Source organism: Chromohalobacter sp. 48-RD10, from assembly GCF_029889785.1.
Taxonomy (GTDB): domain Bacteria; phylum Pseudomonadota; class Gammaproteobacteria; order Pseudomonadales; family Halomonadaceae; genus Chromohalobacter.
This window is the reverse complement of the sequence record NZ_JARANX010000102.1, coordinates 1-2015: the sequence shown is the minus strand read 5'-3', so window position 1 is coordinate 2015 and position 2015 is coordinate 1. Positions and strand designations below refer to the sequence as shown.

Genomic DNA, 2015 nt, shown 5'->3' with positions numbered 1-2015 from the left:
ATGCTGCCCAGCAGTATGCCGAGGATTGGGGCAGCGCTCGCATCTACTTGGTCGATCCCTGGGTGAAGATCCTGCAGGGCGATGGCAGCAATACCAGCGAACCGCCGTCGGCGCGCGTTGCCGGCATCATTGCCCGCATCGACAACGAGCGGGGATTCTGGTGGTCGCCGTCGAACAAAGCGATCTACGGCATCCTGGGCACCAGCCGTAGCGTCGATTTCACCCTGGGCGATGAGAACGCGCGCGCCAACCTGCTCAACGAGGGCGGCATCGCCACGATCATCAACCAAGACGGCTACCGGCTGTGGGGCAATCGCTCCCTCACCGACGACACCAAGTGGGTTTTCCTCTCTGTGCGCCGTACGGCGGACATGATCAACGACAGCATCCAGCGCGCTCATCTATGGGCAGTGGATCGCAACATCACCAAGACCTACGTCGAGGACGTGACCGAAGGCGTGAACGCCTACATCGCCAGCCTCAAAGCTCAGGGCGCGCTGCTGGGCGGTCGTTGCTGGGCGGATCCCGACCTCAATACCCCGGCCAACGTCCAGAAGGGCCAGGTCTACTTCAATTTCGAGTTCACCCCGCCTTACCCCGCGGAGCGCATCACGTTCCGTAGCAAGCTGGTGAACGATTACGTCGAGGAGGTGTTCGCGTAATGGCTGCTCGCAACATCATCAAACAGATGACCGTCTCCGTGGATGGCCGAGGGTATGCCGGCCAGGTCATGGAATACACGCCCCCGGTGCTGACGCTTTCAACCGAGGACCATCGCGCGGGTGGCATGGATGCGCCCATCGCCCTCGATATGGGTATGGAGCCGTTGGAAAGCTCATTCGTGCTGCGTTCCTACGACCGCGAGATCTTGCGCCAATTCGGCGTCTCCGAGGGCAACAACGTGCCCTTTGTGGGCCGTGGTGCCATGCAGTCATACGACGGCACCTGGCGCCGGACCGTGCATACCATGCGCGGCAAGATCACCAGCCTGGATCGCGGTACATGGCAGGCGGGGCAGGTGGCCTCGATGACCGTCACCATGCGGCTCGATTACTACAAAGAAGAGCACGACGGCGTGCTCGTCCACGAGATCGATATCGAGAACATGATCCGCACCGTCGACGGCGTGGATCTGCTGGCGGATTTGCGCACGGCGCTAGGTGTCTGAGCCGCCCCTATCCAGAGGTGTGGGTTGATTTTCGACCTCCGGAGAGTCGTACCCCTTATAGAGGGTGGAGGCGATGAACGCCTGCATTTTTAGAACTGAAGAGGAAACATGGCAATGAGCGATACCCCGGACTACCTGAACTACAACGATGACGGCACCTGCGACATCACCCTGGTGCGTCCCGCTCTCGTCAATGGCGTAGAGCAGTCCAAGATGCGCATGCGTGAGGCTACGGTCGATGACCAGATCCTGCACGACGAGATGGACGGCAGCGACGCCAAGCGTGAAGTGGCGATGTTCGCCAACCTGCTCGAGATCTCTCCCGACGACATTCGCCGGCTGCCGCTCAAGAGCTACCAACGTCTGCAAGAGGCCTATGCCGGTTTTTTGAACTGAGCCGCGATGACGTGCGCCGGCTGATGCTGGCGCTCGCATCGCACACCGGATGGTCCGCGACTGAGATAGGCGCGATGCGGACCAGCCGCTTCCTCTGGTGGGTCGAAGGCCTGCCGCGTTCCAACGGGTAGGGCAGCATGGCGAACCAACGGCTGAACGCGCAGATCTCCATCGGCGGCACGGTGGCCAAGTCACTGACCAAGGGGCTGACCGATACCAAGGGTCAGATTCGCGAGGTCGGCGGCGCGATTGGCAAAGCCACGTCTCGCCAGAAGGAACTCTCCAAACAGATCCAGACGTTCGGCCGCCAGGGCCGCAGCGTTGAGGGACTGCGCAAGAAGTATGCCGAGGTCACCGAAGAGGTAGAGCGTCTCAAGCGCCGGCAAGAGGCATTGAAGCGCCTCGATATGGCCGATGTTGGCGGCAAGTTTCGCAACATGCGCAATGAGGT

Annotated in this window: 4 protein-coding genes; all 4 read left to right on the top strand. The window is 61.2% G+C overall.

Annotated features, from left to right (window positions below; all coding sequences use genetic code 11):
- Positions 1 to 662, top strand: a 662-nt coding sequence (locus tag OP496_RS17400) for a phage tail sheath family protein (RefSeq protein WP_280565129.1), incomplete at its 5' end; no start/stop codon positions are given.
- Positions 662 to 1168, top strand: a complete 507-nt coding sequence (locus tag OP496_RS17395) for a phage major tail tube protein (RefSeq protein WP_280565126.1) — start codon at positions 662 to 664, stop codon at positions 1166 to 1168. The genes OP496_RS17400 and OP496_RS17395, both read left to right, overlap by 1 nt.
- A 114-nt stretch (positions 1169 to 1282) precedes the next feature.
- Entirely contained in the window at positions 1283 to 1564 is a 282-nt protein-coding gene (locus OP496_RS17390; RefSeq protein WP_280565124.1) for a phage tail assembly protein, read from the top strand.
- A 137-nt stretch (positions 1565 to 1701) separates the two neighbouring features.
- A partial coding sequence (locus tag OP496_RS17385) for a hypothetical protein (RefSeq protein ID WP_280565122.1) occupies positions 1702 to 2015 on the top strand: 314 nt, incomplete at its 3' end.